The sequence below is a fragment of the Acidimicrobiales bacterium genome (assembly GCA_040219085.1).
Lineage (GTDB): Bacteria > Actinomycetota > Acidimicrobiia > Acidimicrobiales > JAVJTC01 > JAVJTC01.
Genome location: JAVJTC010000029.1, coordinates 234,124 through 259,984 on the forward strand (window position 1 = coordinate 234,124; position 25,861 = coordinate 259,984).

Annotated in this window: 27 protein-coding genes and 1 tRNA gene; 10 read left to right on the forward strand and 18 right to left on the reverse strand. The window is 69.9% G+C overall.

Going from position 1 to position 25,861, the window contains the following annotated elements:
* Nucleotides 1-28: 28 nt before the first annotated feature.
* A complete protein-coding gene (locus RIE08_13335) occupies nucleotides 29-2,323 on the reverse strand; it encodes a heavy metal translocating P-type ATPase (protein ID MEQ8718589.1) in 2,295 nt (764 codons plus the stop codon).
* Between the two features lie 72 nt (nucleotides 2,324-2,395).
* On the opposite strand from RIE08_13335, the gene RIE08_13340 reads away from it, so the two are divergent.
* Nucleotides 2,396-2,731, forward strand: a complete 336-nt coding sequence (locus RIE08_13340; GenBank protein ID MEQ8718590.1) for a metal-sensitive transcriptional regulator — start codon at nucleotides 2,396-2,398, stop codon at nucleotides 2,729-2,731.
* Nucleotides 2,732-2,747: 16 nt separating this feature from the next.
* Entirely contained in the window at nucleotides 2,748-3,815 is a 1,068-nt protein-coding gene (locus tag RIE08_13345) for an amidohydrolase family protein (protein ID MEQ8718591.1), read from the forward strand.
* Between the two features lie 9 nt (nucleotides 3,816-3,824).
* Here RIE08_13345 and RIE08_13350 read toward each other — a convergent pair whose 3' ends face one another.
* The gene (locus RIE08_13350; protein ID MEQ8718592.1) at nucleotides 3,825-5,615 is read right to left on the reverse strand and encodes a class II glutamine amidotransferase; all 1,791 of its coding nucleotides are present in this window, start codon (nucleotides 5,613-5,615) and stop codon (nucleotides 3,825-3,827) included.
* A 151-nt stretch (nucleotides 5,616-5,766) separates the two neighbouring features.
* On the opposite strand from RIE08_13350, the gene RIE08_13355 reads away from it, so the two are divergent.
* The 3 genes from RIE08_13355 (at nucleotide 5,767) to RIE08_13365 (ending at nucleotide 7,573) form a co-directional block, all read left to right on the forward strand.
* The gene (locus RIE08_13355; GenBank protein MEQ8718593.1) at nucleotides 5,767-6,186 is read left to right on the forward strand and encodes a pyridoxamine 5'-phosphate oxidase family protein; all 420 of its coding nucleotides are present in this window, start codon (nucleotides 5,767-5,769) and stop codon (nucleotides 6,184-6,186) included.
* A gap of 3 nt (nucleotides 6,187-6,189) precedes the next feature.
* Nucleotides 6,190-7,008 (forward strand): SDR family oxidoreductase, encoded by an 819-nt coding sequence (locus RIE08_13360; GenBank protein ID MEQ8718594.1) that lies wholly within the window; start codon nucleotides 6,190-6,192, stop codon nucleotides 7,006-7,008.
* Between the two features lie 118 nt (nucleotides 7,009-7,126).
* Nucleotides 7,127-7,573, forward strand: a complete 447-nt coding sequence (locus RIE08_13365; protein MEQ8718595.1) for a universal stress protein — start codon at nucleotides 7,127-7,129, stop codon at nucleotides 7,571-7,573.
* 23 nt (nucleotides 7,574-7,596) lie between these two features.
* On the opposite strand, the gene RIE08_13370 is transcribed toward RIE08_13365, so the two are convergent.
* Nucleotides 7,597-8,739 (reverse strand): serine hydrolase domain-containing protein, encoded by a 1,143-nt coding sequence (locus RIE08_13370; GenBank protein MEQ8718596.1) that lies wholly within the window; start codon nucleotides 8,737-8,739, stop codon nucleotides 7,597-7,599.
* 53 nt (nucleotides 8,740-8,792) lie between these two features.
* Between RIE08_13370 and RIE08_13375 the strand changes: the two genes are divergently transcribed.
* Nucleotides 8,793-9,614, forward strand: coding sequence for a formyltransferase family protein (locus RIE08_13375; protein MEQ8718597.1), 822 nt, complete (start codon nucleotides 8,793-8,795; stop codon nucleotides 9,612-9,614).
* Between the two features lie 172 nt (nucleotides 9,615-9,786).
* Here RIE08_13375 and RIE08_13380 read toward each other — a convergent pair.
* Both RIE08_13380 and rraA read right to left on the reverse strand, forming a co-directional pair.
* Nucleotides 9,787-9,871 (reverse strand) — tRNA-Leu (locus RIE08_13380).
* 48 nt (nucleotides 9,872-9,919) lie between these two features.
* Entirely contained in the window at nucleotides 9,920-10,396 is a 477-nt protein-coding gene (gene rraA / locus RIE08_13385; GenBank protein MEQ8718598.1) for a ribonuclease E activity regulator RraA, read from the reverse strand.
* A 199-nt stretch (nucleotides 10,397-10,595) separates the two neighbouring features.
* Between rraA and RIE08_13390 the strand changes: the two genes are divergently transcribed.
* A complete protein-coding gene (locus RIE08_13390; GenBank protein ID MEQ8718599.1) occupies nucleotides 10,596-11,195 on the forward strand; it encodes a DoxX family protein in 600 nt (199 codons plus the stop codon).
* A 2-nt stretch (nucleotides 11,196-11,197) separates the two neighbouring features.
* Here the strand turns inward: RIE08_13390 and RIE08_13395 are convergent, their stop codons facing one another.
* A complete protein-coding gene (locus RIE08_13395; GenBank protein MEQ8718600.1) occupies nucleotides 11,198-11,566 on the reverse strand; it encodes a hypothetical protein in 369 nt (122 codons plus the stop codon).
* Nucleotides 11,567-11,642: 76 nt separating this feature from the next.
* Here RIE08_13395 and RIE08_13400 point away from each other — a divergent pair, with 76 nt between their 5' ends.
* Nucleotides 11,643-12,602, forward strand: a complete 960-nt coding sequence (locus RIE08_13400) for a PD-(D/E)XK nuclease family protein (protein MEQ8718601.1) — start codon at nucleotides 11,643-11,645, stop codon at nucleotides 12,600-12,602.
* A 27-nt stretch (nucleotides 12,603-12,629) separates the two neighbouring features.
* Nucleotides 12,630-13,385, forward strand: a complete 756-nt coding sequence (locus RIE08_13405) for an enoyl-CoA hydratase-related protein (protein ID MEQ8718602.1) — start codon at nucleotides 12,630-12,632, stop codon at nucleotides 13,383-13,385.
* 67 nt (nucleotides 13,386-13,452) lie between these two features.
* Here the strand turns inward: RIE08_13405 and RIE08_13410 are convergent, their stop codons facing one another.
* The 9 genes from RIE08_13410 to RIE08_13450 all read right to left on the reverse strand — a co-directional run bounded on the left by RIE08_13410 (nucleotide 13,453) and on the right by RIE08_13450 (nucleotide 23,143).
* Nucleotides 13,453-14,499 carry a YbhN family protein gene (locus RIE08_13410; GenBank protein ID MEQ8718603.1) on the reverse strand — a complete coding sequence of 349 codons (1,047 nt, stop codon included), beginning with the start codon at nucleotides 14,497-14,499 and terminating at the stop codon, nucleotides 13,453-13,455.
* Between the two features lie 71 nt (nucleotides 14,500-14,570).
* Nucleotides 14,571-15,197 carry a GNAT family protein gene (locus tag RIE08_13415; GenBank protein MEQ8718604.1) on the reverse strand — a complete coding sequence of 209 codons (627 nt, stop codon included), beginning with the start codon at nucleotides 15,195-15,197 and terminating at the stop codon, nucleotides 14,571-14,573.
* 4 nt (nucleotides 15,198-15,201) lie between these two features.
* Complete coding sequence (locus tag RIE08_13420; protein MEQ8718605.1) at nucleotides 15,202-16,299, reverse strand: alanine--glyoxylate aminotransferase family protein; 1,098 nt, start codon at nucleotides 16,297-16,299, stop codon at nucleotides 15,202-15,204.
* Between the two features lie 91 nt (nucleotides 16,300-16,390).
* Nucleotides 16,391-18,937 (reverse strand): trehalose-phosphatase, encoded by a 2,547-nt coding sequence (gene otsB, locus RIE08_13425; protein MEQ8718606.1) that lies wholly within the window; start codon nucleotides 18,935-18,937, stop codon nucleotides 16,391-16,393.
* 60 nt (nucleotides 18,938-18,997) lie between these two features.
* On the reverse strand, nucleotides 18,998-20,368 hold the full coding sequence (locus RIE08_13430) for a trehalose-6-phosphate synthase (GenBank protein ID MEQ8718607.1): 1,371 nt from the start codon (nucleotides 20,366-20,368) through the stop codon (nucleotides 18,998-19,000).
* 11 nt (nucleotides 20,369-20,379) lie between these two features.
* Complete coding sequence (locus RIE08_13435; protein ID MEQ8718608.1) at nucleotides 20,380-21,312, reverse strand: Ppx/GppA phosphatase family protein; 933 nt, start codon at nucleotides 21,310-21,312, stop codon at nucleotides 20,380-20,382.
* The gene (locus RIE08_13440) at nucleotides 21,312-21,875 is read right to left on the reverse strand and encodes a DUF501 domain-containing protein (protein ID MEQ8718609.1); all 564 of its coding nucleotides are present in this window, start codon (nucleotides 21,873-21,875) and stop codon (nucleotides 21,312-21,314) included. Before RIE08_13440 ends, RIE08_13435 begins: the two co-directional genes overlap by 1 nt.
* The gene (locus RIE08_13445; GenBank protein ID MEQ8718610.1) at nucleotides 21,859-22,527 is read right to left on the reverse strand and encodes an SRPBCC family protein; all 669 of its coding nucleotides are present in this window, start codon (nucleotides 22,525-22,527) and stop codon (nucleotides 21,859-21,861) included. Before RIE08_13445 ends, RIE08_13440 begins: the two co-directional genes overlap by 17 nt.
* A gap of 37 nt (nucleotides 22,528-22,564) precedes the next feature.
* The gene (locus RIE08_13450) at nucleotides 22,565-23,143 is read right to left on the reverse strand and encodes a nucleotidyltransferase family protein (protein MEQ8718611.1); all 579 of its coding nucleotides are present in this window, start codon (nucleotides 23,141-23,143) and stop codon (nucleotides 22,565-22,567) included.
* 56 nt (nucleotides 23,144-23,199) lie between these two features.
* Between RIE08_13450 and RIE08_13455 the strand changes: the two genes are divergently transcribed.
* Nucleotides 23,200-23,655, forward strand: a complete 456-nt coding sequence (locus tag RIE08_13455) for a hypothetical protein (protein MEQ8718612.1) — start codon at nucleotides 23,200-23,202, stop codon at nucleotides 23,653-23,655.
* Nucleotides 23,656-23,836: 181 nt separating this feature from the next.
* On the opposite strand, the gene RIE08_13460 is transcribed toward RIE08_13455, so the two are convergent.
* From RIE08_13460 to RIE08_13470, 3 genes are all read right to left on the reverse strand, one after another.
* Entirely contained in the window at nucleotides 23,837-24,313 is a 477-nt protein-coding gene (locus tag RIE08_13460; GenBank protein ID MEQ8718613.1) for a hypothetical protein, read from the reverse strand.
* 412 nt (nucleotides 24,314-24,725) lie between these two features.
* Entirely contained in the window at nucleotides 24,726-25,496 is a 771-nt protein-coding gene (locus tag RIE08_13465; GenBank protein ID MEQ8718614.1) for an XdhC/CoxI family protein, read from the reverse strand.
* A 7-nt stretch (nucleotides 25,497-25,503) separates the two neighbouring features.
* Nucleotides 25,504-25,818, reverse strand: coding sequence for an XdhC family protein (locus RIE08_13470; GenBank protein MEQ8718615.1), 315 nt, complete (start codon nucleotides 25,816-25,818; stop codon nucleotides 25,504-25,506).
* Nucleotides 25,819-25,861: the final 43 nt, after the last annotated feature.

A 25,861-nucleotide genomic window follows, 5' to 3' on the forward strand; every position in this document is an offset into this window, starting at 1 on the left:
CGGATGCAACCGGCGGGTCCTGCGGCCACTACCCGGAAGACGCGTCGTCCCACATCGAGTGGACCCGGCGCAGACGCAGGGAGTTCACGACGACCGACACGCTCGACATCGCCATGGCCGCGCCGGCCACGAGCGGGTTCAACAGGCCGGCCACCGCGAGGGGGATCGCAGCGACGTTGTACCCGAATGCCCACACGAGGTTCTGGCGGATCGTGCGCAGCGTGCGGCGGGAGAGGACTATCGCATCAGCGGCTGCACGCAGGTCGCCCCGCACGAGCGTCAGGTCGGCCGCGTCGATGGCCGCTGCGGTACCCGTACCCATCGCAAGGCCGAGGTCGGCCGTGGCGAGCGCCGCAGCGTCGTTGACACCGTCGCCGACCATCGCGACGACCCGCCCTTGCCCGCGCAACTCCTCGACGACGCTCACCTTGTCCTCGGGGAGGACCTCGGCGCGGATCTCTTCGATGCCCACCGACTCCGCCACCGACCGGGCGACGGCGGCGTTGTCGCCGGTCACGAGAAACGGCTCGAGGCCGAGCTCACGCAACGCCGCGACAGCGGCCCGGCTCGTCGGCTTCACGGTGTCGGCGACGACGACCAACCCTGCGATCTCACCGTCGACGCCGACCGCCACGACGGTCCGACCCGCCCCGGTGGCCTCATCGCACGCCTCGGCCAGGTCCACCGGGAGGGCAAGCGACCAGTCCGCCGCGAGCATCGCCGGACGCCCCACGACCACGGCGCGCCCGTCGACCACCCCCGAGACACCGAGACCGGCACGGCTCGTGAAGGACTCGACGGGCGACAGGGTCAGCCCCTCCGCCCGGGCGGCCTCGACCACGGCGGCGGCCACGGGGTGTTCAGATGCGTCTTCCACCGCGCCCGCAGCGGACAGGAGCTCCCCCCGGGTCACACCGTCGGCGGTGACGACGTCGACCACGCCCATGCGGCCCTCGGTCACCGTTCCGGTCTTGTCGAGGACGACCGTGTCGGCGCGCCGCGTGGTCTCGAGCGCCTCGACCCCCGAGATGATGATGCCCATGCGTGCGCCACGACCGGTGCCGACCATCAGCGCGACCGGGGTGGCCAGCCCGAGAGCGCACGGGCAGGCGATCACGAGCACCGAGACACCCGTCGTCAGGGCGAAGCCGGCCCCGTCCCCCGCCACGAGCCAGCCGACCGTGGTCGCCACGGCCACCGCGACCACGGCGGGCACGAAGACTGCGGCGATGCGATCGGCGAGACGCTGGACGGCGGCCTTGGATGTCTGCGCGCGCCGCACCAGCTGCGCGATTCGGGCCAGCTCCGTGTCTGCACCCACGCGGGTCGCCCGGACGATCAGTCGCCCACCGACATTGGTGGTCGCCCCCGTCACGGCGTCGCCGGAGGTGACCTCGACGGGAACAGACTCACCGGTGAGCATCGACTCGTCCACGGCGGAGGTGCCCGACTCGACGGTGCCGTCGGTGGCGATCTTCTCACCCGGACGCACGACGAACCGGTCGCCGACGACGAGTCGCTCGACTGCGATCCGCTCCTCGGTCCCGTCGGCACGCAGGACGGCCACGTCGGCGGCGCCGAGTTGCAGGAGGGAACGGATCGCGTCGCCCGCGGCTGCCTTCGCCCGATGCTCGAACCAACGACCGAGGAGGATGAAGAAGGTCACTCCCGCGGCGGCCTCGAGGTAGATCTCGTCGCCCGCGGCGCCCCGGGAGACGTCCAGGGAGAATCCCATGCCGAAACCGGGATCCCCTGCGGCCCCGCCGAACAGGGAGTACAACGACAGCCCCCAGGCCGCGGTGACCCCGAGCGAGACGAGGGTGTCCATCGTCGCGGTGCGGTGACGCAGCGCCTTGAGGGCCGAGGAGTGGAACGGCCACGCCCCCCAGACAACGACCGGGGAGGCGAGCGCGAAGACGAGCCACTGCCAGTTGTCGAACTGGGCGACGGGCACCATCGACAACACGATGGTCGGCACGGCCAGGAGGCCGACAACGAGCACCCGGCGTCCCAACTCGTCCGTTGGCGCCGCGTGCGACGCGCCGTCTTCGGCAGACGGCTCGGAACCACCGGGGGGCGCCGGGACCCGGGCGTGATAGCCCGAGGCGTCGACGGCGGCGAGAAGATCGGCGACTTCGACCCGGGTGGGGTCGAAGTCGACGGACGCGACCTCGAGGGCGAAGTTGACGGTGGCGACGGTTCCTGGGACCGAGTTGAGTCCCTTCTCGATGTGTGCGGCGCACCCGGCGCAGGTCATGCCGTCCAGATCGAGCTCGACGTGCTCCGTCCCCGGATGGGTGGCGACATCTCCTACATCGGTCATGGACCTGAGCGTAATACCCCCTGGGGGTATCTTCAACCACTACCCCCCGGGGGTACCAGATAGAATAGGGGAATGGCTTCGAACACCCAGGGGTCCGTTTCGACGACGAAGTCCCCCACACGACCCAAACCGGGCTACTCGACGACGCGCGAGGAGCACCTCGCGAGGTTGCGCCGTATCGAGGGTCAGGTGCGGGGACTTCAACGGATGATCGACGAGGACACCTACTGCATCGACGTCATGACCCAGATCTCCTCGGTCACGAAGGCACTCCAGCGGGTCGGACTCGGCCTGCTCGACGAGCACGTCCGACACTGCGTCCTCGAGGCCGCCGCCCGTAGCCCCGAAGAGGGCGACGAGAAGGTCCACGAGGTCGTCGCCGCCGTCGAGCGCCTACTGCGCAGCTGACCGGGCGACCCCTGACATGACGACGATCGCGGTCGAGCGGGTCATCACCCCGATGGGCGTCCGCACCGGCGCCGAAGTCGAGGTGCACGGCACCCTCATCGACTCCGTGCGGCCCGCCACCGGAGCAGTCGAGCCCTGGACCCTGATACCGGGGCTGATCGACCTGCAGGTCAACGGGATCGGCGGGATCGACGTGTGGAGCGCCCACGGGTCCGACTGGGACCACCTCGACGCCGCGCTCGCGCGCCAGGGGGTCACCGCCTGGCTCCCGACGCTCACCTCGCGCCCCCTGGCGGACTATCCCCGGGCGCTGGAGGCGATCACCGAGGCGGCACTCCGTGACGGACGGGGGCGCCCCGCCATCCTGGGCGCCCACCTCGAGGGTCCGTTCCTGGGGCACCGCACCGGCGCCCACGACGATGCAGCCGTCGTCGCCGTCGACCTCGGCTGGATACGCGACCTCCCCGACAACGTCCGGCTCGTCACCCTCGGCCCGGAGCGTGAAGGCGCCCTCGATGCGATCTCCGCGTTGAGCGCCACCGCTGTGATCGTCGCCCTCGGCCACACCGAGGCCGATATCGCCACCATGACGGCTGCCGTGGACGCCGGGGCTTCGATGGTCACGCACCTCTACAACGCGATGAGCCCGTTCCACCATCGCGCCCCGGGACCGGTCGGCGTCGCGCTGACCGACCCCCGCCTGACCACGTCGCTCATCGCGGACGGCATCCATGTCGAGCCGGTGGCGATCAAGCTCGCGTTCGCCGCCAAGGGGCACGGCCGGGTCGTCCTCGTCAGCGACCAGGTTGCGGGGGCGCCCGATGCAGGCGCGGTACGCCTCGCCGATGGGACCCTCGCCGGGGCCACCGCCTCACTCGCCGACGGAGTGCGCTTCGCGGTGACCCGCTGCGGCATCCCGCTCGACATCGCCGTCCACGCCGCGTCGACGACGCCGGCTGCGCTCATGGGCGACGGGAGCCGCGGACGGGTGGAGGCCGGCGCGCGCGCGGACCTCGTCGCGCTGGACGCGGACCTGGAGGTTGCCGCGGTGTGGATTGGCGGCGAGCGCGTCAGCCTCGACTGAGCCGTCGACTCACCACTCGATGGGGGGCCCCGGATCGAGCGGCTCGACCCTTACCTCGACGTGGAGGGACTCGGCGCCGCCACCGCGGTGGATGGTCCCCGCCGTCGGAGTCGCGTCGATGTAGTTGCGCCCGCATGCCACCCGAACGTGATCCGGGCCGACGACACAGCCGTTGGTCGGGTCCAGTCCCCTCCACCCGAGGTGGGGCAGATAGACCTCCACCCAGGCGTGGGACGCCTCTGACTGCATCGTGTTCTCGTAGTCGGCGCCGGTGTAGATGTAGCCGGTCCGGTAGCGGGCCGGGATTCCCGTGAGCCGGGCGAGGCAGATCAGGAGGTTCGCGAAGTCCTGACAGACGCCCGCACGCTTCGTATAGACCTCCCACGGCGTCGTCGCGAGCGTCGTCGCGCCCGGGTGGTAGGTGAAGTCACGGTGGATCGTGACGTTCATGTCCTCCAGGGTCGCCCACAGGTCGTTGCGGTTCCGCTCGGCGAAGCCGGTGGCCAGTTCGGAGAGCTCGAGGAGTTGGATCTCAGGCAGCTCCGGAGGCAGCAGGTACGGCAACATCATCTGGCGCTGCCACGGCATCCAGACCAGGGGGATCGTCGGACGGTCCGCCCGCCGCGAGGGGTCCTCCAGTTCCCGGACGCGCACGATGGACCGGGCCACGATCGAGAACTCGGTGAACGGGTCCTCGATCTCGTAGCCCGCCACGTCGTTGCCGAAGACGTCTTCCCAGTCCGTGCGGACACCGTCCACGCTCATCTCCAGCGAGTGCAGTTGGATGCGCTGATCGCGGTCACGCACGGGCACCAGGCGGAAGCGGTGCGAGCTGCGCACGACCGGCTCGTCGTAGGTGTACGTGGTGCGGTGGTTGACCTCGAGAAGCCGCTCCGGTGGGCGACGCTGAGCGGCCACCGGCGCCGCTGTGACGCCAGGCGTGTGCAGGCCGGGGTCGGGCATCTCGTGGGCGTCGGCGAGGACCGGAACCGGATCCGTCAGCGCACCCGTGTCGTAGTGGATCGCACCGCGCCGGATCACGAGAAGTTGTCCGGGGGCCATCGTCGTCCACTCGCCGTCGTCGAGGGGTTCGGTGGACACGACGAGCGCCGTACGGTTCTCGTCGAGAGGGCCCGAGAGGTCGAGGGTGATCCCGTTGCGCTCGAGGACGTGGGCGGCGTGGGGCGGCACACGGCGTCGCCAGCTCATCGGGTTGTGTCCGGATCGGTCCTGATAGGCGATCAGGTCCAGGCCGTCGGACAACACCACGTTGAGGGTGCCGAGCTCGTTGGCCTCGGCGAAGAGGTCCGCGAGGCGGTCGTAGCCGAACTCCGAGAGAGTCGCTGCGCCGGCGTCACGGGCACACGACAACAGCCAGCCGAAGAGCCGCTCGGTGTCCGTCTGACCGATCGGCTCGAACTCCGGGCCGTGGATCGGGAGCCTCGCGCCGAGATCCCCGCGCAGGTCTCCGTTGTGGGCGATGGACCAGGTCCGCCCGCCGTACGCCCGCAGGAAGGGGTGCGTGTCACGGTGCGCCGCCCGCTTCGCGGCGCCGCGCAGGTGACATACGAAAATCGTCGAGCGGAACCTGTCCCAGTCCCGAAGAACGGCCGACATCACGTCGGAGCCCGTGGAGACCGGGTCTTTCACGACGGCAGCCGCGAGCTCACCCACCGGATACCAGGCGATGCCCCAGCCGCTGCGCCAGTCGGGTCCGCTCGCGAGCGGCCACGGATCGTCCGACATCGAGATCGCCGGGGACGCCGGGCCGTCGAAGGACAGGCCCAACAGGTCGCTCATCGAATCCTCCAGGATGCCCTCGGGGTGCGGCACCGCTCTCGGGGCGAGATTACCTCCGCCCGGGTGAGCGACCACGCAACGGTCGAAGGACCGTTCCACGCCCTGGGGCTTCGGCAGTAGTTTGTAGCCAGCCCCCAACGAAGGAGTCCCGATGAGTGAGATCGACCGGCGGACGGGCATGGAGACCCTCTCTGAGGACGAGTGCTGGTCCCTGATGAAGAAGACGGCGGTCGGCCGCCTGGCCGTCTCGATCGGTGGCGTTCCCGACATCTTCCCCGTGAACTACGTCGTCGACGGTCGCTCGATCGTCGTGAACACGGCGCCGGGGACCAAGCTCGCCGCTGCGGTCTTCGGCGAGGGCGTCGCATTCGAGGTCGACTCCGTCGACGAGGACAGGAAGCTCGGCTGGAGCATCGTGATCCAGGGCACCGGCACCGAGATCGAGAAACTGGACGATCTCATGGACGCCGAGAGCCTCGACGTCGAACCGTGGGCCGACGGGTACAAGGGTCGCTTCCTGCGGATCGACACGGACCGCATCAGCGGCCGACGCATCCCGGGTCACGACTGAGGCGTGACTCCAGCGCCGGTCCATGACCTGAACGGGCATTGCGCGGTCGTCACCGGCGGAGCGCACGGCATCGGTCGCGCCCTCGTCGAGGCGCTCGCCGAACAGGGTGCGAGGGTCGTCGTTGCCGACGTCGACCTGACGGCCGCGCAGAACCTCGCCGACGCGGTGGGAGGACTCGCCGTCCGCTGCGACGTCGCCGAGGAGTCCGACGTGACCGGCCTCGTGACGGCCGCGACCGAGGCGTTCGGTCCCGTCGAGCTGTTCTGCTCCAATGCAGGCATCGCCGACCCCGCCGACGGACTGTGGAGCACTCCCGAGGAGTTCCGTCGCATCACCGACGTCAACCTCCTCGCCCATGTGTGGGCTGCACGAGCGGTGCTTCCCGGAATGGTCGCACGCGGACGCGGGAGTCTCCTGCAGACGCTGTCGGCCGCAGGACTCATCACCGGTCCGATGGGTCCGGGCTACACGCTCACCAAACACGGCGCACTCGGGTTCGCCGAATGGGTGGCGCTCAACTACCGCAACCGGGGCATCCACGTGACGTGCCTGTGCCCGGCCGGGGTGTGGACCGCGATGTCGGGCCATCCCGACGAGGTTCGAAACGCCGATGCTCCACCGTCCGAAGGAGGGGCACCCACGATGGCCGACTTCGTCGAGCCACGCCTGTGTGCGGAGGTGGCACTGCGCGCACTCGCCGAACGACGGTTCCTTGCACTCCCGCATCCCACCGTCGGTGATGAGTTCCATGCCAGGGCACGGGACTACGACGCATGGCTCGCGTCCTCGGCGGTTCCATGCGACGAGCACCCACAGCAGTAGGACGCGACCCTCGCGAGCCCGGACCGACCTTCGGCCCCGACATGCACCGGCATGACGTGATGTATCGTGCGCCCGCTGCGACCGCTACGCCGACCCCGGGTCGGTGACGAGGTGACCGATGTACGACAAGATCGTTCTGGGAACTGACGGCTCGGAGAGGTCCCGCCGGGCCCTCGACCACGCCGTCGGCCTCTGCCAGGCCACCGGCGCGACGCTGCACCTCGTGCAGGGACTCGGCAGTCCGGTCGTGATGGCCGGCACCGAGGGCGCGATCGCCGCCGCGTCGATCGCCGACGAGGGGACCATCAGCGAGGTGGCCCACCATCTCGAGGAGTTCGTCGCTCCCATCCGCGAACTCGGGGTGTCGGTCGAGATCCACGTCCGGCCGCAGGCCGGCGCCAGGGCGATCCTCACACTCGCCGAGGAGATCGATGCCGACCTCATCGTCGTCGGCAACCGGGGAATGACCTCGGCGAGCCGGTTCATCCTCGGCTCCGTACCGAACTCGATCAGCCATCACGCCCCGTGCTCGGTACTGATCGTCGACACCCGCGACCCGGAGTGACCCGGGGGCCAGGCCCCGGAGGATCAACTCACAGCTGAGCGGATCAACTCACAGATCTCGACGGTCGGGCCGGTCCCGGGTGCGGGATAAGCCATCTTGTTGATCGTCACCGCCACCCCGAGGCCCGTCACCGGATCGGCGAAGGCCGTCGAGCCACCTGCGCCGCCATGGCCGAACGTCGTCTCGCGGGGCCCCATGGCGCCGTGGACCTCGCCGCCGCCGGCCACCGGCATGGTCCCCCCGAGTTGGAATCCGAGCCCGTAGCGCAACGGGATACCCAAGACCCGGTCGGTGGCTCTCGCCCGGACCCGGGTGGCGACAGCGAGGGCGTCGGCACCGACGAGGCGGACGCCGTCGACCTCGCCTCCCGCCGCCAGTGCGGCATAGAGGCGGGCGAGCGCCCGGGCGCTGAAGTGACCGTTGGCACCCGGCATGCACGCCCGGCGCACCTCTGTCGAGTTGTAGTGCTCCCACATCGCCCGCGGCATCGCCCTGTAGAAGTCGGAGTCGGCAGGGATGTCGAAGCCCTCACCGGCTGCGACGATCTCGAGGGTCGCGAAACGGTCCGGGTCGTCCGTGGGCCCGTCCACTCCGATGGACAACTCACCGGCGACCCCGAGCGGCTCGGCGATCTCGGTGCGAACCCAGTCGCGGATGTGGCGACCCGTCGCCCCCGCCACGATCCCGCCGACGATCCAGCCGAAGGTCACTGCGTGGTATCCCACTGCGGACCCCGGCTCCCACGCCGGGCGCGCCTGTGCCATCCGGGCCAACCCCGCGTCCCAGTCCATGAGGTGCTCGAGAGCGAAGGGCTCGGGCATCGCATGCAGCCCGGCCTGGTGGCTCACTGCCTGGGCGACGGTCACCGCCTCCTTCCCGTTGGCGGCGAACTCCGGCCAGACCGCGGCGACGGGTTCGTCGACGTCGAGTAGCCCCCGATCGACAAGTTGGGCCAGGGCGAGCGCCGCCACCCCCTTCGTGACCGAGAAGCTCGCGAACAGCGTGTCGTGACGGACCGGCCTGTCGTCATCAGGTCCCATAGACCCGGCAGCGACGTCGACGATCGCCTCGCCGTCGAGAACCGCCGCCACCTGGATCCCGATCTGGGTGCCGTCGCCCACCTGGGCCTCGACCATCTCACGAACCGCATCGTTCACGTCGCTCATGGCCCCCATCCTCTCGCCTGGTGGCGATGGACCCACGCCTAGGCTCGTACGCGATGGACGCACCACGCCGCACCGTCTGTATCGCATCGGGCGGCGACGGGATGCGCCGGTCCATGAATGCGATCCACCGGGCCTGCGGGATCTCGCTGTTGATCGTCGAGGAGGCACCCGTCAGGGCTTCGGCCCGACGACCACACAGCGAAGGTGCCGCGCTACACACGCGGGCACGTCGGCGACTCGGTGCTGCGGTGCACCGCGTCCGACGGGGCCCGCTCTCCCCCACCACGCCGGTGGAACTGGACCCCGGGATCGAGACCCTCCCGGTGCGCGACGCCTCGGATCCACGAGTGCGCGCCACCCTGCGCGAGATGGGACCCGACGTGCTCCTGGCGTACGGCGGGTCACTACTCGGCAAGGACGTCCTCGGCCTCGCGGGCACCGCACTCAACGTCCACTGGGGTCTGGCGCCGTGGTACCGCGGGCTCTACACCACCGCGTGGGCCCTGCTCGGCTGGGATCCGCACGGCATCGGCATCACGGTGCACCACATGTCACCGGTGATCGACGGCGGGCCGATCGCAGCACAGCTGGCCACACCACCCTGTCCCGGCGACGACTACGCGGCCATCCTCAGACGCCAGCGGGAGGCCGCGGTCGACCTCACCGTCGCCTGCCTTCACCGGATCACGCAGGGGCAGGCGTTGCCGGCCGTCGACCAGGACCGGGAAACGGGCCGGCTCTACACCGCTGAGCAGTGGTCGCCGTCGCTGTCGACAGCGGTCCTCGATCTCCTGGCCGACGACGGCGCGGCGAGGATGATCGCCCGACCGTCACGGCCGGGGCCGCTCGACATCGTCCGGCTCGACAAAGCCTGACGCCGCGTCGGCGTCAGGCGCCCTTCGACAGAACCCCACCGACCACCGCGAACTCACCATCGCCGGGATCGACGTCGCAGATCTCCGGAGCCTCGTAGGGGTGCTCCCCGTTGTCCGTGTCGGTATCCATGTTCACGCCTCCGGCAATCGACAAGCCATCAGACTAGCGCCGTGCCCGGGGTGGGAGTCGAACCCACACGCCCCCTGAGGAGCCGAGGGGTTTAAGCCCTCTGCGTCTGCCGTTCCGCCACCCGGGCCGTGGCGCAACGCTAGCCGTGGGCCCGGTAGCGGTGGCCCCGAGGCACTCAGTCGAGTTGGTGGGGTGCGACGACCACGCCGTCGGCGTCGCAGTAGACCCAGGCGCCCGGCCGGAACACGACGCCGCCGAACTCGACGGGCACATCCCGCTCGCCGCCACCGCGCTTGGTCGCACGCGCCGGGTTCGTGCCGAGGGCCTTGATCCCCACGGCGATCGTGCCCAGTTCCACGACGTCACGGACGACGCCGTTGACGATCACACCCGCCCAGCCGTTGTCGCGGGCGCGCGCACCCATGCGATCGCCCACCATGGCGACCCTCAGAGAAGCGTCGTTGTCCACGACCAGGACCGCTCCCCCGCCGTCTTCGGAGAGGACCTCATGGACGTCGAGGTTGTCGTCGTCGCAGCGCACGGTCTTTACCGGACCGCCGAACGCCGTCACACCGCCCAGATCACGGAACTGGGTGACGCACGACCAGAGTCGCTCGCCGTGGTCGTCGAACAGGTCAGCGGTGGCCTTCATTCCGCAATCGTCGCGCGGGCCACGACGACGAACCACATGAGCCCGGGGACCCTTCGACCGGCCGCCGGCTCACGGCGGGTGGACCTTGACGAAAGCTGTCTGGTATGTGACGTTCGTCTCTGGACCGGGTCGGCAGGACTCACGACCATGGACCGGACCCGGCGAAAACGCCGAGGCGGGAAACACGGGGAGGGCTCACGTGACCACGATCATCGACCAGGCTGCGCGCGCGACAGGCGAGGGCACCGGCGACTCGACGACCACCGGCGAACCACGGGGAATGCTGTTCTGGACGATCCTGCGGATCCTCCTGGGGTGGTCGTTCCTGTGGGCTTTCCTCGACAAGATGTTCGGCCTCGGCTTCGCCACGTGCCGAGCCGGCGACTCGTCCGCCATCGACTTCGGCTGCGACGCAGCGATGATCCAGGGCGGATCGCCGACGTACGGCTATCTCGAGTTCGCCACCAGGGGCAGCCACACCGGCGATCTGTTCAGCTGGATGGCGTCGTCGGGGCCGAGCTCGATCGGCTTCGCCGACATCGGATTCATGGCGGCGCTCGGTCTCGGCGGAATCGCGCTGATGACCGGTATCGGGACGCGTATCGCAGCTGTCGGCGGGGTACTGCTGATGGCCTTCATGTTCCTGGCGGGCGACGTCTGGCCCGAGAACAACCCGATCAACTCCAGCCATGTCATCGAGATGGCCGCCTTCGGCGGAATCGCCTGGGTCGGTGCCGGCCGTCTCTCCCTGCAGGGATGGTTCGATCGCCGCTTCCCCGCCCTGAAGTTCATCCGCTGAGTTCAGGCCGCGGCGACACCCGCCTCGGCGAGCACCACCCACAGATCCGTCCTCAGGCGGCCGGCCTCGACTCCGTCGAGGTCGTTGGCCGCGACGACGCCCTCCACCATGTCCGCGAGCACGGCGAGCCAGGGCCGACCCTTCACCAGGACCGCCACCGAACACGAACCGTCGTCACGGCGGTGCAGCGTCCTGGTGGCGCCGACGACCTTCGGCGGGCTCCGGAACGTCGGCGCCCGCAGGCCGCGTGTACGCGCCACACCTCCGAGCCGGCGGGCGGCCTCGGCGAAACGCAGCGAGGCCGGCGCCGGACCCGGAGAGGAGGCACCGTCGGTGACGGCGCCACGACGTGTTGGCGGCCCGTACTCCATCGACACCCATGATGACGACCGGGTGTGACAACGCTGCGAACGGCGCCATACGGCGTCGGGGTGTGATGATGAACAGGTGGAGTCCGAACAACTGACCCCCGCCCAGCGCGCCGTGCTCGCCGAACTCGGCGCGACACCCGACGAGCGGCCGCGCTTCGACCCCGCACTGGGAGACCGCCTGCGCGCCCATGTCGAGGCTGACCTCGCCGCCGTCGCCCACGAGGTCGACCCGCAGGACCCGGTGGTCGTCACCAAGCACGCCCTCGCCATGGTCCACGGCTGCGAGGCGCGCTACCTCGCCGAACAGGCCGACCCGTTCGCGTGGACCGTTCCGATGGCGCGCGGCGTGGTCGCCCACAAGGCGATCGAACTCTCGGTGCACCTCGAGGGCGAACCGGAACCACTGGACCTCGTCGACGAGTCGCTCGCACGCCTCGCCGAGGACGACTGGTCCCTCGGCCAATGGCTCCGCACGCTCGCCGAGGTCGACCTCGCGGAGTTGCGGTCCATCGCCAACGACCGGGTCTCCGCGTTCCTCGAGTGCTTTCCGCCCCTCAAGTCACGCTGGCGACCCGTCACCGAGAGCCGGGTACGCTCCGAACTGCTCGACGGGCGGGTCGTTCTCACGGGCAAGGTCGACCTCACCCTCGGACGCGCCGAGGGGAGCACCGCCGGGAAGGTCCTCCTGGACCTCAAGACCGGGCGGACGCACCCCCAACATCGCGAGGACCTGCGGTTCTACGCGCTCCTCGAGACGATCCGGATCGGGACACCACCGCGACGGGTCGCCTCGTACTACCTCGACCGGGCGCGCTTCGAGGCCGAGGACGTCAACGAGGACCTCCTGTTCGCCGCGGCCGAACGCCTACTGGACGGCGCCAGCCGCATGATCGAGCTCGGTGAGCAACCGGGCGGCGCGGTCAAGCGCACCGGACCGGCCTGTCGTTGGTGCCCGCTTCTGGAGAGGTGCGAGGAGGGCCGACGCCACCTCGACGACGCCGACGAGGCCTCGGGCATCGACACGGACCTCTACTGAGTCCGACCGGTCTGCCAGACTTCGGTCATGAGCTTCGTCCTGAGTGAGATCACCGACCGCGTGGCGACCATCACGCTGAACGACCCGGACCGCCGCAACGCCGTCAACCTCGCCATGAACGGCGAGTTGATCGAGGAACTGGACCGGATCGAATCCGAGAACCTCGCCGGGGCCGTCGTCGTCACCGGCGCCGGCTCAGCCTTCAGCGCCGGGGCGGATCTGAACGACCTGCTCGACGCGATGGACCACGACGAGGTCCGCCGGATCTACGGCGGGTTCCTGCGCCTCGCCAACTGCGGGCTCCCCACGATCGCCGCGGTCAACGGACCCGCGGTCGGCGCCGGCATGAACCTCGCGCTGGCCTGCGACGTGATCGTGGCCGGGCGCTCCGCCCGCTTCGACTCGCGGTTCGTCCAGATCGGCCTGCACCCGGGCGGCGGCCACATCTGGCGCCTCGCGGGACGGTGCGGCACCCAGGCCGCGGCGGCCATGGTCCTGTTCGGCCAGACCCTCGACGGGGCCGAAGCCGAAAGGGTCGGACTCGCCTGGCGCTGCGTGGACGACGATGCACTGCTCACCGAGTCCACCGCCATCGCAGCGAAGTCCGCCGGCTTCCCCACCGAGCTCGTTCGCCGGGCCAAGCGCACCCTCGACGACTGCCGCGAGATCACCGAGGCGGGCCAGGCCGTGGAGATGGAGGCCGAACCCCAGGCGTGGTCGATGGGACAACCGGAGTTCAGTGCGCTCGTCGCGAAGCTCCGCTCACAGATCTCGTCGGGCTGAGCCCGCGCAGCCGTCCCGGGCACCGACGTGAGCGGGGCAAGGCCGCCTCAGCCGGGGTCGACGAGGTTCAGGCCGGCGCGACGAGGTCGACGTCCGGCGCCGCGTCCGTAGGCGACGCATCCGGTCGGGTCAGACGCAGGACCAGGTATGACAACGCCCCGGCGGGGATCGGCAGCCAGTAGTGGACCAACCGGTAGGCGGCGATGCCGACGAACACCGGCGCGGATGCCGAGCCGACGCTGATGAGGGTGGCGGCGAGAGTCGTCTCGACGATGCCGAGCCCGCCCGGGCTGATCGGGACCATCGAGATGACGTTCGCCGCGGCGAACGCGACCAGGACCCACACCGGTGAGGGACTCGCGCCGAACGCGACGAGGAACACCCACAGCGAGGCGGCGTCGAAGAGCCAATTCGCGAGCCCCCACGTGATCCCGCCGAGCAGCCTCGACCGGTCCCGTGCGAGGTGGCCCCAGCGGGCGCGGGCACCGTCGACGGCGGCACCGACACGGTCCGCCCCGGAGCCGGGGAGACATCGCGCGACCCCTGCGAGGCCGCGTGCGAACAGTGCCGGGCGGAAGAACAGGGCCCACAGGGCGACCCCCACGATGCAGAGGGCCACGAGCCCGATGGCAGCCGCGGCCACAGCACCGGGGGCGAATCCGGAGATCGGCACGAGTGGGACCATCGCGGCCCACAGCAGCGCCTGGAGCAGGATCGCCGAGCCGACTGCCTGAACGGTCATCGCGAACGCGACGTCGGACCCGTCGACCCCCTCGCGCCGCAGCAGCCGGTAGGTCACCACGCTGCCGGCGGCCATCCCGAGCGGCGCGGTGCGGTTCACCGCCAGCGACGAGATGACGATGCCAAGGATGCGACGCGGGCGAGGCCGGACTCCGGCAGGTAGCAGCGAGGAGGTCACCTGCGCGTACGCGGCGAACGCGGCGAAGCCGAGGAGAGCGCCGACGACGAGCATCCCGGGCGGAACGTCGTCGACGACACGGAAGACGTCAGCCGTGTCGCCGAGACGGGGCAGGACCAACAGCCAGACGACCAGACCGAGCGCAATCGCCTGGAGCACCCTCAGTGCGACTCTGGCAGGCGGACGACGGGCCACCTGGGCGACGATATCGGTATGACGATCTGGTTACAGGTCACCTCGTCGTAATGTTCGACCTGCCCGACGGCTCAGAGCCAGGTGTCGACCAGTTCGGCGCGGCGCTGTGACCACTCCTCGGCGGTCATCGCGAAGCGCATGTGGTCCTCCCAGGTCCCGTTGATCTCCAGGTAGCGGCGGGCGATCCCCTCATCGCGGATCCCGAGCTTGTCGACCACACGCCGACTCGCCGAGTTACGCGGCACGATCGCTATCTGGACACGGTGGAGGCGCAGTTCCTCGAAGGCGAAGCGCAAGATGGCGGCGAGCGCCTCGGGGGTGTAGCCGTTGCCCGCCACCTCCTCGTCGATCCAGTAGCCGACGTAGCAGCTCTGGAACGGTCCCCGCTGGATCGCGTTGAGGTTCATCTCGCCCACGAAACGGTCACCGACGAAGATGCCGAAGCCGTAACCGGTGGCGATCTGGCGCTCCCTGTCACGGGCGCTGCAACGGGCCACGAACGCCGAGCGGTCCTCCACGGGATCCGGCGAACCGGGCGACCGCGATGGCTCCCACTTCGTCAGCCAGTCCACGTTGCGTCGCCGGACCTCGCGCCACGCGCGGAAGTCGTTCGCACGCAACGCACGCAGAGTGACTCTGCGTCCCACCAGGACCGGGCCGGGCTCGCTGCGGGAGCCCAGAGCGATGGGACGCTTCACCGCCTCAGCCTTCCAGGATCTCCGACAGCGCACCCAACAGGAGGGTGACGTTGCGTTGCCGTGCGGTGTGGCCCATGCAGCCGATGCGCCAGACCTTGCCGGCCACGGGACCGAGCCCGCCACCGATCTCGATGCCGTGCTCGTCGAGGAGACGGCGCCGCACCGCGGCCTCGTCCGTCCCTGCGGGGAGGCGGTCGAGGGGGACCTCGACGGTCGTGAGCTCGGGTAGGCGGTGCCCTTCCTGGGCCCAGAGGGTGAAGCCCAGGTCCACGAGCCCGGCCTGGAGGCGTTCGCCGCACGCCCGGTGGCGGGCGATCGACGCCTCGAGTCCCTCGTCGAGGATGGCGCCGAGCCCGGCGTGCAGGGCCATGATCATCGAGATGGGGGCGGTGTGGTGATACGCGCGGGCGCCGTCACCGCTCACGTACCGGGCGATCATGTTGAGGTCCAGGTACCAGGAGCGGGGGCGTTCGACGATGGCGGCGCGGGCCCGCTCGGACACCGTCAGCGGCGCGAGGCCGGGCGGGACACCCAGGCACTTCTGCGTGCCGCTGTAGGCGAGGTCCACCCCCCAGTCGTCGATGGCCACCTCGATGCCGGCGAGCGACGTGACGCAGTCGATGAGGATCAGCGCGTCCGGAGCACCCTCGGACAGCCCCGCGATGTCGTTGCGGACACCCGTCGACGTCTCGGCGTGGACGACGGCGACGATCTTCGGGGAGGGGTGCGCCTCGACGAGACGTTCCGGGTCGATGGCGCGACCCCAGTCCTCCTCGACGCGCACGACCTCAGCTCCGCAGCGCTCGGCGACGTCACACATCCGTCCGCCGAACACGCCGTTGACGCCGACCACCACGACGTCTCCGGGTTCGATCACGTTGACGAAGGCCGCCTCCATGCCGGCGGAGCCGGTTCCACTGACCGGGAAGGTCAACTCGTTGGCCGTGCCGAAGACGGTCCTGAGCCGTTCGTTGGTCTCGTCGAGGAGCGTGATGAACTCCGGATCGAGGTGTCCGAGCATCGGCCGGGCGAACGCCTCGGCGATCTCGGGGTACGGGTTGCAGGGGCCGGGCCCCATGAGAACTCTGTCGGTGAGCACCATCGGCGCAACCTTAGGCACCCGCTCCGCCGTTTACATTTCTGGCGCTGCTCCGCAGCGCGAGGAGGTCACGGGTTGCACGCTGTACACGCGCTCAACGTGCGGACTTCTCGAGAGCGAGGGCGGCGTTGATGAGCCCGAGGTGGGAGTAGGCCTGGGGGACGTTGCCGAGGGTGACCTCTTCAGCCGGGTCGTACTGCTCGGGCAGGATCCCGGTGGGGCCGACGAGTTCGACCAGCCGGTTGAACATGTCGCGGGCCTCGGTCAACTCGCCGATCAGCGCGTACGCCTCCACGAGCCAGAATGCGCAGATGAAGAACCCGCCCTCGAAGCCCGGCAGGCCGTCATCACGCCGGTAGCGGTAGACGATCGGCCCCGAGCGCAGGTCCCGCTCGATCTCGCGCACGGTGGAGACGAAGCGCTCGTCGTCGGGAGCGAGCAGTCCCGACAGTCCGATGTGCAGGACCGCCGCGTCCATGTCCGTGTCGCCATAGGAGGTCGTGAATGCACCACGCTCGTCACTCCAGCCGTTGGCCAGCACGTCGGCGGAGATGTCGTCTCGGAGCTGGAACCAGTCGTCGGGGGCGGAGCCCTGCGAACCGTTGCCGCCGGCGAGGCGGATCGCGCGGTCCACGGCCACCCACGACATCACCTTGGAGTGCACGTGGTGGCGACGGGGGCGCCGCTCCTCCCAGATCCCGTGGTCGGGCTCGCGCCACGACCGCGAGACGGCCTCGACCATGGCGCGCACGACATGCCACGCCTCGTCGGACACGGGCAGGCCGTACTCACCGAGCCGGTGGATCACATCGACGATCGGCCCGAAGATGTCGAGCTGGACCTGATGCTCGGCGGCGTTGCCCACCCGCACCGGGCGGCTGCCGCGGTATCCCGACAGCGTCGTGATGACGGCCTCGGGGATGAGGTCGTCACCGACGAGCGGGTAGACCGGCCGTAGCTGGTCGGGATGGGTGACCGCCCGGGTGCGGTCCAGGAGCCATGACACGAACGAGATGGCCTCTCCGACGCTGCCGAGCCCGACGAGGGCCGAGGCCGACAACGCGGCGTCGCGGGGCCAACAGAACCGGTAGTCCCAGTTCCGCACGCCCCCGAGTTCCTCGGGGAGGCTCGTCGTGGCGGCGGCGAGCACAGCGCCCGACGGTTCGAAGCAGAGGCCCTTGACCGTCAACGCTGACCGCAGCACGGCATCGGACGCCACCGACGGCAGCTTCAGGCGCGACGCCCACGAGGACCAGTCGGATGCGGTGTCGCGCCGCCGATCCCCCTCGGCGCGGTCGTGTGTGGCCAGATCGTCGTCGCCGAGGCGGAGCTCACACACCACGGGATGGTCGCCGGGTCGGACGCGGCCGACCGCCCGCTGATGGGGCCCGTCCGCCACGATCTCCCAGGTGACCCCCGGCGCGTGCAGGGAGATGGCCGTGGTGCCGCCCCGCACGACGACTCCGTCGTCGCGGATCTCGAGCTCGGCGGGGGCGCGACCGAAGTCCGGTCGCGGGGCGAAGTCGATCACCACGTCCGCCGACCCTTCGAGAACCCGTACGAGGCGGTTCACGGCGTCGCCGTGGTCGGACCGGTCCAGGTAGTCGGTCACTGTGAGGTCCGTCCAGCGGGTCTCCGCCACCAGGGTGTCGGCGACGTAGCGGTGCGCGATCGGGTCACGACCCGACTCGGGCGCCACCGCGAAGTAGCCGGCCGTCGGTCCACCGAGCAACTCCGCGAAGACCGAGGGCGAGTCGGGCCGCGGGTGGCACATCCAGGTCACGCGCCCCGACTGGGTCATCAGTGCGACCGTGCGGCGGTTGGACAACATGGTGTGCCGCTCGATCGGTGGCGCCCCGTGGCCCGAGAGCCACTCCGAGCGGGCCTCGCACAGAAAGGCGAGGACACGGGCGACATCGTCGGTGTCCGACACGCGGTAGCGCGCCGCTGTGTCACCGTCGCCGACCTTGATGCCGACGTCGGGACCCCGCAGCCTTGCGAACGCGTCCTCGTCGGTGACGTCGTCGCCCACGAACAGGACGGCCTCGGCGGAGAGCTGGTGACGGAGCTGGTCGAGCGCGGAACCCTTGTCCCGCTCGACCACGGCGTATTCGATCACCATCTTGCCGGACTTGGCGAAGACGTCGCCGACATCCTCGGCGAGGTCCTGGGCACGGGCGAGGACCTCGTCGTGGCGGGCCGGGTCGACCTCGCGGTAGTGCAGTGCCGCCGACGCGGGCTTCCGCTCCAGCCGGGTTCCCTCGATGTCGTCGACGATCGCCTGGAAGCCGGCGACGAGACGACCCAGACGGCCCCGGACCTCCGGGTCGAGACCCTCCGCGAACCCGACGTCGAACTCCGAGCCGTGGCTGCCGACCAGGTGGACCTCCTCGGGGAGGCGGCTCAGCGCCGCCAGGTCACGCAGCGAGCGGCCGCTGATGACCGCGACGGGAGTGTCGGGGAGGTTCGCCATGGACCGTAGGGCGGCCGTCGACTCCCGCACCGGCCGCGCCGCCATCGGGTCGGTGACGATGGGCGAGAGGGTCCCGTCGTAGTCGCTGGCGACCAGCAGCACCGGGACGCGCACCAGCTCACGCAGCGCCTTGCGTAGCTCGCCGTCGAGTGGGCGGGGGTCGTCCATCACGGTCTCCTGGTGGGGGATGTCATCGGGGGACGGGGGAAGCGTCGGTCTGCGCCGGGTTCATGCGCCGCGCAGCGCGTCGACGAAGCGGCGGGCCCACACCCGCACGTCGTTCTTCGCAACCGCGGCTCGCAGGTTACGCATCCGGCGGCGGCGTTCATCGGGGTCCATCGTGACCGCCGTCTCGATGGCGGACTTGACGCCCTCGATGTCGTGGGGGTTGACGAGGAGCGCGTCGCCGAGTTCGTTGGCCGAACCGGTGAACTCGGACAACACGACGACGCCGTCGTCGTCGGCCTGGGCGGCGATGTACTCCTTGGAGACGAGGTTCATCCCGTCACGGAACGGGGTGACGAGCAGAACGTCGGCGGCGCGGTACATCGCCACCAGTTCCTCGAAGGGCTGCCCCTGGTAGAGGTAGTGGATGACGGGCCGACCCATCTCGGCATGCGCGCCGTTGATCTCACCGACGATCCGCTCGACCCGTTCACGCAGTTCCACGTACCCGGGGATGTTCGAGCGGCTCGGTTGGGCGATCTGGAGGAGCGCGGCGTCCTTGACGGTGAGACGACCCTCGTCGAGCAACTCGCCGAAGGCCCGCATCCGCAGGTCTATCCCCTTCGTGTAGTCGAGCCGGTCCACCCCCAACAGGAGGGTCCGGGCATCGATTCGTTCGCGGATCTCGCCGGCCCGCTCGATGATCGCCGGGTCCACCGAGGCCCGGGCGAACCGCTCGACGTCGATGCCGATGGGAAACGCGTCGACCACGACCTGGCGGCCGTCGACGTCGAGACCGCCCGGCGAAGGACTCGCCGCGCGGAGCCGCTCGGCGATCCTCATCAGGTTCTGGGCCCCGATGCGGGTCTGGAACCCGACCACGTCCGCGCCGAGCAGTCCGTCGACGATCGCCCGTCGCCACGGCAACTGGACGAACAACTCCAGCGGTGGGAACGGGATGTGGTTGAACCAGCCGATCCGCAGATCCGGGCGGCGGGCGCGCAACATCCCCGGGACCAGCTGGAGCTGATAGTCGTGGATCCAGACGAGAGCGCCGGGCTCGGCGATGTCCACCGTCGCATCGCAGAAGCGTTCGTTGATCGCCCGGTAGCTGTTCCACCAGGTGCGGTGGTACTCCGGCGGTTGGACGGCGTCGTGGTACAGCGGCCACAGCGTCGCGTTCGCCATGCCCTCGTAGTAGAGCTGGACGTCCGCGCGCGACAGGCCGACCGGGACGACCCGGATGTTGTCGATCGTGAAAGGATCGGGAGCATCGCCGGTTGCGCCGGTCCAGCCGACCCACACGGAGTCGTCCGCCTCCTCGAGCACCGGGGCCAGGGCCGAGACCAGCCCGCCGGGGCTCGCCTCCCAGCGCTGCTCCGCGGGAATCCACTTGACCGGGAGGCGGTTGGCGACGACGACGAACTGGGACATCGGTCGCGAAACTAGCGCTCCGCCGGCCCGACCCCGGCCAATACCGCAGCCACGCCGTCGAGAATGTCGTGCTGGGAGACCAGACAGTCGGCCACACCGAGGTGTCGCATCACCTTCACGAGGATGCACATGCCGGCGACGATGACGTCGACCCGACCGGGATGCAGGCCCGGGTTCGTCGCCCTCATCTCCCGGTCCTCGGTTGCGAGGGTCCGGAAGACGTCCTCGGCGGCCTCGCGGGTGAGCCGGAAGCCGTGCAGCGCAGGCGGCGAATCGTCGGGGAGACCGAGCTCCACCGCGGCGGCCGTCGTGATCGTCCCGGCCACGCCGACGAGTTGGCGCACCGAGCCCAGGCCGCCGTGATCCCGGAAGGCCGCCGCCACGTCGTCGAGGTGTCCCTCGGTGATGGACTGGCAGGCCAGCAGTTCCTCGGGCCTGGGAGGGTCCGAGTCGATGTAGGCCTCGGTGAGACGCACCGAGCCGATGTCGGCGCTGTGGATGGCGTCGACCGCCGTGGTGCCGAGGATGAATTCGGTGGACCCACCGCCGATGTCGAGGACCAGGAACGGGCCGTCGGCCGGGTCGAGGTCGGTGGTGGCCCCCGCGAAGGAGAGCCGCCCCTCCTCCTCTCCCGGGATCACTTCGGGACGTACGCCGAGCGCAGCCTGTGCGGCGTCGAGGAACTCCCCCGCATTGGTGGCGTCACGAACGGCGGAGGTGGCGACCGCCCGCACCGCGTCCACACCGTGGCGTTCGATGTCCCGCGCGTAGTCGCCGAGGGCGGCGGCCGTGCGTGTGATCGCCGCGGGCGTGAGGCGCCGGCTCGCGTCGACACCCTCACCCAGGCGCGTGATCTGGAGTCGGCGCTGCAGGTCCTCACCGTCGCGACGGATCAACAGGCGCGTCGAGTTGGTCCCGATGTCGAGGGCCGCGACCGTGGCCATCAGGCGTCGCCTGGGTCGGCGTCGATACTCGTGTCGGGGCCTGGTCCGGAGGCGGAGTCGGTGTCCCCGCCGCGGAGCGTCGCGCCGATCTCGCCCGCGCCCTCGGCGAGGCGGTCGGCCACCCAGGCTCCCACCGGATCGTCGCCGCCGGCGAGGTGCCAGGCGTAGTGGGCGTGGAGGCACTTCACCCCGCGCCGGGTCCCGCCCACCCCGCCGCTGGGGCGTGGCCCGGCGTGACCGGACGGGATCGCCGCATCGCGTTCGACGGCGTAGCGTCCGTGGGCCTCGGCGATGACCGCCAGTCCGACGGCGGCCTCGGCCGCACCGACACCCCCGGCCGATTCCAGACGGCTCACGAGCAGACGATCGCGGTCGCCGACCAGCCAGTAGCGGGTGGGCATGGGGGTGCCGTCCGCGAGGATCGGCTCGTTGAGGATCACCCTCGGAACTCCGGCGTGGTCACGCACGACGACCCGGAAGCCCCCCTGAGGTGCCCGTCCCAGTAGCTCGGCGACGACGGCGACGTCGTCGTCGTCGGCAGCCGGGTCAGTTGTCGTCGCCACCGCCCCAGAGGATCCGGCGCAGGACGAGAAGTACGAAGATGATGCCGAGCGCGGGGACCATGCGCTTGAGCACCGGCGCACCGGCTGCGTCGAGCAGGTCCACGGCCTCGGGCTCGGGTGCGTCGATCTTTCGCACCGACGACCCGTTGGACGACGACGGGACAGAGGCGGCGGGTTCCGGCTCGGGGGCCTCGTCGGCTTCGTCGCCGCCGGCCACGAGCTCGGAGAGGTTGTCCGCGAACTGGCCCATCAGCTTGGACGACACGTCCTCGAGGACGCCCCGCCCGAACTGGGCGACCTTGCCGGTGATGGTGAGGTCGGTATGGACGTTCACCTTCGTGGTGGTGTCGCTGACGGCTTCGAGCGTGGCGGTGATGATGGCCTTGGCGTTGCCGGCGCCGCGTGTGTCACGGCCCGCAGCGTCGAGAACCATGCGACCCTCGTCGCGGTTCTGCTCGATGAAGGTCGCCTTGCCCTTGTACTGGGCGCTGATCGGGCCGACCTTCACCTTCACGATTCCCCGGAACTCGTCGCCTTCGATCTCCTGCAGCTGCGCGCCGGGAAGGCACGGGGCGATCCGCTCGACGTCGTTGAGCACCTCCCAGGCCTCATCGACACCGGTCTCGACCTCGAAAGAGTCGTTCAGCTCCACTGTGTGGTCCCCTCGTCTGGCTCCTGGGCGGCGACCATCAACCCCACCGATCGAGATCGGAGAGCGTGTCGATGTCGACCGCGCGTCCGTCGCAGGCTATCTCCTGCACCAGTTCAGGCCGACGTCGCAGCAGGCCCCGGGCTCCCTCGTCGCCGCTGATCGGCAGCAGGCCCCAGACGTCCGCGGTGAACTTCACGGGTGGCGTGCGGTGACCGTCGAAGGTGGCGGTGACCACGGCGCCATCGGCGTTCGCGACCGTCTCCCAGGCACTCGCGGGCACCAGCGGCTGGTCGCCGAGACCGACGACGACGCTCTGGTAGCCCTCGCGTTCGGCCTGTGCCACCCCTGCACGCAGCGACACTGCCTGTCCGTCCGCCCAGCTGTGGTTCTCCACGACGGTCACCGTTTCGGGGAGCAGGTCGAGCAGGTCGACGGCTCCGGTGACGACGTAGACGTCGCCGAAGACCGGACCGTCGTCGTTCTGAGCGGCGAGCGCCGCCTCGACCGCCCAGAGGACGAGCGGCTTGCCCTTGAACCTGGTGCGGAGCTTGTGGTCGTCGCCGCCGAAACGACTTCCCTCACCCGCGGCGAGGACGATGGCACAGATGTCGGTCACACGCCGAGTGTGCCTGATGGCTGCGGCGTTGGCGCGCGGGGCCGTAGGGTCGGGTCATGACCGATACCAGCTCTGTCGGGCCCGACGTCGAGGTCACGATGATGTTGTGCGACGCGGCCCAGGTGGCCAACGGCAAGCTCTACATCCTCGGTGGGGGGGTGACCGCCGTGGGCCCGAACCCCCAACCGCTCGCCCTCGCCATCCGGATCACGCTCCCCTGGGACCGGGCCAACATCCCCCACACCTGGCGCATCGACCTCGTCGACGAGGACGGCCATCCCGTCCAGGGCCGCAACGAGAAGCCCGTCGCGCTGGAGGGTCGGCTCGAGGCCGGTCGCCCCGCCGGGCTGCGACCGGGGAGTCCGCTGTCGGTCGCGCTGGCTCTCAACGTCGCCGCAATCGCGCTGAGCCGCGGCAAGTCCTACACCTTCCGGCTTTCGATCGAGGGCGAGACGCGTCCGCAGTGGCGGGTCGCCTTCCTCGCCCGGGAGAAGCCGACGACCCAGGGCTGAGCGGGCTGCCAGGCCGGGGAGGGATCCGTCGACGTTCGTTGACGTCCGCTGCGCTGGCGCTAAGGGCCATGAGGGATTCGGAACCTCCGCCGATCGCGGACGCGCACCCGCGGTTCTCGCCAATGGAAACCCGCAGACTCCGCAAGATCACGGCGCCGATCCCCCGGATGACACTGCACCGTCAGCCCGGGTCGTCCTCGGTGGCGTCGGGTCCGGGCAATCCGAGGTCCTCCAGATCGGCCAGGTCGCGGAGCCGGCCCGTGGCCAGCTTGTTCCGACGCAGGTCGGTGCGGCCGATCACCGGCACCTCGGTGTCGCCGAAGTCGACGAGGACTCGATTGGCGAACGCCTCGTCGAAATCCACGCCGCTCGCGAAGGTCAGCAGGTCGATCCGCTGTGGCTCGCGACCGAGCTGGACGACGACCTGATCCTCGAGAAAATCGTCTACGGACAAGCCCAGACCGCCGAACCCGAACTCCTCCAGAGCCTCGATGATCCGGCGGGCGTTATCCGGGTCGACTCTCACCCAGACGTCCAGGTCCTTCGTGTATCTCGGATGACCATGGGCGGCGACGGCGTAACCGCCGACGATCAGGAAGCGGACATCATGAGCGGCGAAACACGCCATGAACTCGCTGAAGTCGCGGTTCAGCTCCATCTGCCCATCCGTGATGCTCCCGACGCAACTCGTCGACCATTGCCACCCGCTCGGAGACAGGACGAGTCAGCCAGTACCTCCACGGCTCGTCAGGCTCGTCCAGTCGCCTGACCTCGACCACGCGCTCCATGCTGGGATTCTACCTTCGAGGCGATGGGGCAAGTTGATGATCCCGAGCGCTTTCACCACGTTCTGTCGAGCTTGGAACGAGGACAGCGGAAGGCTGGCCGCGCCCGTCTCACTATCCGTCCACGACTGGCATGTGATTGTTCACGAGCGGTACGAGGTCGCCGGGATTCGCAAATAGCTCGAGGCGTACGTGAAGCACCTCCGGCTGGTGAACCGGCGAGAGAGGCGCTGCCGATTCGCCGAACGCCACGGTGCCGATACAGGGCTGAGGAGCCAGCAATCCTCAGTGGATCGAGCCCTCGCCGTCACGCAGTTGGGGGACGTCACGACCGGAACGCACGGCGATGATCTCGGCGAGGATCGACACGGCGGTCTCCTCGGGCGTGCGTGATCCGATGTCGATGCCGATCGGCGCCATCAGCTTGGCGAGGCCCGCGTCGTCGACGCCGACCTCGCGCAGACGCTCGACGCGCTTCTCGTGCGTGCGGCGTGACCCCATGACGCCGATGTAGCCGACGTCGGTCTCGAGCGCCCGCACCACCGCCGGCACGTCGAACTTCGTGTCGTGGGTGAGGATGCACACGGCGTCACGGGGCGTGAGGGTGAACCGGTCGAACACCCCGTCGGGCCACGACACGATGACCTCGTCGGCCATCGGGAACCGCTTCGTGGTGGCGAAGACCTCACGGGCATCGGCCACGATCACCTTGTAGCCGACCACCTTGGCAGCCTCGGCGAGGGCCTTCGTGAAGTCCACCGCACCGAACACGAGCATCAGCGGCGGAGGCGCGAACGACTCGATGAAGACCGTCACCGCCGTCTCACGCTGTTGGCCCTCGGTGCCGTAGTGTCGGACCCCCGATCGACCGTGTTCGAGCTCGCCGAGTGCATCGCGGGTGACCACACGGTCCAACTCGTCGTGGCCGAGGCCACCGAGAGGTTCACGGTCCGGGCCGACGAGGAGCTTCCCGCCGACACCGACACCGTCGATGATCGTGGCCAGTGAGACGGGCTGGGACGCGGCCAGGGCGTCGCGGAGAGCTGCGTAGATCATGTTCCCGCTACCAGTCCAGCGGTTCGACGAAGAGGTGGATGGTGCCCCCGCAGGTGAGACCGACGGAGAAGGCCTCGTCGTCGCTGTAGCCGAAGGTGACCATCCGGCGACCTCCGTTGTCGAGCACGTCGAGCGCCTCGGCCACGACGGCCCCCTCGACACAACCGCCCGAGACGCTTCCGGCGACTTCGCCATCCTCACTCACGGCCATCGCGGCACCCGGGTCCCGTGGACCCGAACCGTCGGTGTCGACCACCCGGGCCACGGCGATCCGCTTGCCGGCCGACTTCCACCGCTCGATGTCGTCGAGGATCTCTCTCATCGTCTGTGCCTCTCTGTCATCTCGGTCGGTGCCGTCGGACTCG